Origin of the sequence: Curtobacterium sp. LFS084 (genome assembly GCF_047977705.1) — a bacterium.
GTDB lineage: Bacteria > Actinomycetota > Actinomycetes > Actinomycetales > Microbacteriaceae > Curtobacterium.
In genome coordinates this window covers 1-4,877 of record NZ_JBFPFM010000074.1, presented here as the reverse complement: position 1 = coordinate 4,877, position 4,877 = coordinate 1, and the positions used below count along the sequence as shown (strand labels likewise).

The window sequence follows — 4,877 nt, the reverse complement described above, 5'->3', positions numbered from 1 at the left end:
CGCGGGGGGGGCGGGCGGGGCGGCGCGGGGCCCCGGGCGGGGGGGGGGGCGCGGCGCCGGCCGCCGCCCCGCCCCCCCCCCCCCCCCCCCCCCCCCCTCCCGCCCGCCGCCGTGTGTCCGGCGACGCAGTCGGTGACGCATCCTCCGGTCCCTGTCACCGGGCCGTTGTAGCATGCACGACACCTGTCCTGAGCCGAGGAGGCCTGCGTGCCGGAACCGACCGACCCCGCCTTCCCGATCGACCGCATCCGGGACGTCGGCGACGACATCATCGCCGCCGTGTCCACCGTCGTCGACGGGAAGACCGAGGCCATCCGCACCGCCCTGACGGTGATGCTGGCCGAGGGACACCTCCTCGTCGAGGACGTTCCCGGCGTCGGCAAGACGGTGCTGGCCAAGGCCCTCGGCGCGTCCGTCGGCGGATCCGTGAACCGCATCCAGTTCACGTCGGACATGCTGCCCTCGGACGTCACCGGGGTGAACATCTTCGACCAGTCCTCCGGCACGTTCCGCTTCTCGCCGGGACCGGTCTTCGCGAACGTCGTCATCGGCGACGAGATCAACCGCACCAGCCCGAAGACCCAGTCGGCGCTCCTCGAGGCGATGGCCGAGGCGCAGGTGACGGTGGACGGCGTGACGCGCAAGCTGGACAGCCCGTTCATGATCGTCGCCACGCAGAACCCGATCGACATGGAGGGCACGTACCCGCTCCCGGAAGCCCAGCGCGACCGGTTCATGGCCCGCCTGACGATGGGGTACCCGAGCGCCGACGCCGAGCGGCAGATGCTGACGAACCGCGGCGGCGGCGACCCGCTGGCGCACCTCCGTCCGATCGTCGACGTCGACGTCCTGCGCGACCTCATCCAGTCGGTGCGGACGGTGCACGTCGCGCCCGACGTCGAGGCGTACATCGTCGCCATCGTCCGGGCCACCCGCACGCACCCCGACATCGTCCTCGGCGCCAGCCCGCGGGCGACGCTGCACCTCGCCCAGGCCGCCCGCGCCCACGCGGCCCTGCTCGGCCGTCCCTTCGTCACGCCCGACGACGTCGCCACGCTCGCACCGGTGATCCTCGCGCACCGTCTCGTCCCGGTGGCCCGCGGCCTCGGCGGCACCGGTGACGACACCGTCCGCGACATCGTCGTGCGCATCGTGTCCGACACCGCCGTGCCGTTCACGGCGACCCCCGTCCGCTCCTGATGTCCGGGTCCCCGGCGCCGACGTCGCTCGCCCTGCGTGCCGGTGCGGTGCGTTCCGGGGTGCTCCGCTACGGGCGGCGTGGACTGTCGCTGCTGCGCCGGACGCCGTTCCCGAGGCCGACGGTCCGCGGCTGGACCGTGATCGCGGTCGGCATCGGACTGATCGGCGGCGGGCTCGTCGGGACCACGAGCGTCGCCGTCTCCGCGGGCCTCCTGCTGCTCGTCCTCGTCGTGCTGGGCATCGTGATGGCGTTCGTCGTCGCCGCACCACTGCGTGGCAGCCGGAGCACGGCACGCGCGATCGTCCAGGTCGGCGAGGTGTACCGCGAGCGGATCACGCTCGGCGGGACGAGCCTGCCGATCGGCCCGCGGTCGATGCTCCTCGTGCGCGAACAGCTCGACGACGCGCTCGTGAGCATGGACACCGCCGAGACCTACGCCGCGGTCGGTCCCAACCTGCCGCCGGCGGTGCTCGACGTCGAGGCCCTCGCGATGCACCGCGGGCGGAGCGTCGTCGGTCCGGTGACGATCCGCGTCGAGGACCCGTTCGGCCTGCTCCGCATCGACCGCCCGGTCGTCGCCGCCGAAGAGGTCGTCGTCGTGCCGGCGTCGACCCCGCTCGGGACGCTCGACGCCGGAGCCCTCGCGGGTGCGGTCTCGGCCGACGAGGGCCGGGTGGGCCAGGGCGGCTCGGCGGACGACAGCGAACTCCGCCCGTACCGTCCCGGCGACCCGATCCGCCGCGTGCACTGGGCCCAGAGTGCTCGACGCGGCGAACTCCACGTCCGGCAGACCACCCAGGCGCAGCCGCCCGAGGCGGTCATCGCGCTCGACGTCCGGCGGGAGTCCTACCAGCGGCTCGGGCGCGACGACCTCGCGGAGCTCTCGGACCTCGGCGGCGACGCCGCGTTCGAGCACGCGGTCGTGGTCGCCGCGAGCGTCGCACGGGCACTGGCCGCGCGGACCTCGCGCGTCGTGCTCGTCAGCGACGGACCCGCCGGCAGCACCCGGCACGCGGGGGACGCCGGCGGACTGACCGACGTGCTCGTGGGGCTCGCCGACGTCCGGGTCCGCTCCGACGCCCGCGAGGTCACCGAGGTCCTGCCCGACGTGCGGGGCCGCGACGTGCACGGCATGACGGCCGTCGTCACCGGCAACTGCACCGCCGAGCAGGCCGCCGAGCTCGTCTCGTCGACGACCGGCTCGAGCCGGGGGATCCTGGCGACGATCGTGCCGCCGGACCCGGTCGTCCGCGGGATCCTCGACCGTGGTGGCTGGCGGACCCTCGTCGTCCCGGTGGCCGGCGCCCACTCGCCCGGGAGCATCCGGTGAGCGGCGTCGCCACCCGTCCGGCACCCGCCCGGGGCGATGCCCGTCCCGACGCCGACCGTCGTGTCGACCGCCCGGACTCGCCGAGCCCGTGGGTCGTGGCGCTCGCCCCGGTGCCCGTCCTCATCGCCGCCCTCGCCATGCGCCCGCTCGTGCAGGGCATCGCCTGGTGGGTGTCCGGCGTCCTCGTCGCCGCCGTGCTCGTCGGCACGGTGCTCGCCGTCCGCCGTCGTGCGCCGGGCGTGCGGTTCGTGGCCCTCGTCGTCGCCCTCGTGGTCTGCTCCTGCGCCGCGGCGGTCGTGAACGACATCCAGCCGCTCGGCTGGCTCGACCGGAACGGTGCCCTCGGCGAGACCCTGGCCGCGATCCGGCTGAACCCGGCGCCGCTGCCGCAGTCCGACGCGATCCGCCTCATCGTCACGGTGGCGATCGGCTGGGTCGCGGGCGTCTCGCTGTTCCTCGCCGCCGTCGCGCCGACCGCCGCGCTCGCGGCCGCGCCGGCGCTCGTGATCCTCATCGTCCCCGGCATCGTCACCGGGGCGCCGGCGGCACCCGGACTGGTCATCGCCACCGGCATCGCCTTCCTCGTCCTGCTCTGGCTCTCGGTCCGGCCCGTCCAGCGAGCCCTCCCGGCCGCGGTCGTCGGCGCGATCGGACTCGTGGTCGCCGTCGGGCTGCCCGCCATCGTGCCGCTCAACGCCAGCTGGTTGTCCGGCGTGACCGGGGCGATCCAGTCGCCCGTGCAGCCCGGACGGCCCGGCACCCTCCTCAACCTCGGGCAGGACCTCCGGCAGCCGAACGAGCTCGAGGTGTTCCGTTACCGGTCCTCGGACGGGCGTCCGGAGTACCTCAAGCTCGCGAACCTCGACGAGTTCGGCACCGGGGACTGGGTGCCGACGACGACCGACGCGGCGAAGTCCGAGACGGCCGACCAGCAGCAGTGGGCGGTCGGCATCAACCCCCGCCTGTCCAGTCGCGGCGACGTCACGATCCGGGTCACCGGCCTGTCGAGCAACTACCTCCCGGTCCCGTCCGGCGCGGTCTCGATCGAGTCGCGGTCGACGAACCTCGACCTGTCGCAGTGGCGCTGGATGGGGGAGTCGAGCACGGTGCGCTCCACCGGCCCGGCGACCCCGCGCGGTGCCACCTACGAGGTCTACGGCGCCTCGACGTGGTCCGGTGAGTACCTCGACGCGATCGCCAGCTCCGGCCTGCTCGGTCGGGCGGACGGTCGCGGGTTCGCCACCCCGTCGGCGAACCAGCTCCGCATCGACCGCGAACTGCCCGACAAGCTGCCGACCAGCATCGCGCGGACGGCGCAGCGGGTCGCGGGCAGCGCCGCCTCGGACTACGAGAAGGCCCGCGCGCTCGAGCAGTGGTTCCGGAGCGACCTGTTCACCTACTCCGAGACCGCACCGGTCGAGCAGGGCTACGACGGCGACAGCATGGACGTCGTCGCGAAGTTCCTGCAGGTCCGCGAGGGCTACTGCGTGCACTTCTCGTCGGCGATGGCCGTGATGGCTCGGACGCTCGGCATCCCGTCGCGCATCGCGGTCGGCTACCGGGCGGGCACGACCCAGGCCGACGGCGAGTACACGGTGTCGAACCGCCAGCTGCACTCGTGGCCGGAGCTCTACATCAAGGGCGCCGGCTGGGTCGCGTTCGAGCCGACCCCCGACTCCGACGCCGCGGCCTCGCCCGCCACCGAGGCCAGCGCCACCCCCTCCGCCGCCGCTCCGGAGACGCCGCTGCCCGCACCCGGCGAGTCCGCTCCGGCCCAGACCGCCACCCCGACGCCGAGCGCCTCCGCCGCGCCGAGCGCCACCGGGTCGACCGGCGGCGGGCGCAACGGCCCGCTCGGACTCGCCGTCGGGCTCCTGCTGGCGGTCGCTCTGCTCGTCTCGCCCGCGCTCGTCCGGACCCTCCGCCGTCGGACCCGGCTGGTGGCGGTGCACTCGGGTCGGTCCCCGGCGGTGAACGCCTGGCGCGAGACCCTCGACGACGTCGCGGACCACGGGTACGCGCCGGGGTTGGCGCCGCCGGGAGACGCGGCCGCCGCAGCGCGCACGGCACGTGCGGTGCTCGGTCGGCTCCGGGCATCGGTGCCCGCGACGGTGTTGCCGCACCTCGAGGCGATCGTCGACGCGGTCGACCGCGAGCGGTTCGCCGCGGGCGGTGCCGCGACGGTGGACTCCTCGGCGCTCCTCGCCGCCGTCCGGGAGGCGCGGGTCGCCCTCGACGCGTCGGCCTCCGCTGCGCGGGTGGTCCGGTCCCGGCTGCTGCCGCCGAGCCTGCTGCCCTCGTCGGCGTGGTCGCACGAGGGGCGGCGCGCGCGGCGCAGCGCCGCGT

At 75.2% G+C, this 4,877-nt stretch carries 3 protein-coding genes; all 3 read left to right on the top strand.

Annotated elements, in window-relative coordinates; all coding sequences use genetic code 11:
* Positions 1–207 precede the first annotated feature (207 nt).
* Positions 208–1,200, top strand: coding sequence for an AAA family ATPase (locus tag ACNQOV_RS18055; RefSeq protein ID WP_402267452.1), 993 nt, complete (start codon positions 208–210; stop codon positions 1,198–1,200).
* On the top strand, positions 1,200–2,531 hold the full coding sequence (locus ACNQOV_RS18050; protein ID WP_031262337.1) for a DUF58 domain-containing protein: 1,332 nt from the start codon (positions 1,200–1,202) through the stop codon (positions 2,529–2,531). Before ACNQOV_RS18055 ends, ACNQOV_RS18050 begins: the two co-directional genes overlap by 1 nt.
* Positions 2,528–4,877, top strand: a 2,350-nt coding sequence (locus ACNQOV_RS18045; protein WP_416396299.1) for a transglutaminaseTgpA domain-containing protein, incomplete at its 3' end; no start/stop codon positions are given. The genes ACNQOV_RS18050 and ACNQOV_RS18045, both read left to right, overlap by 4 nt.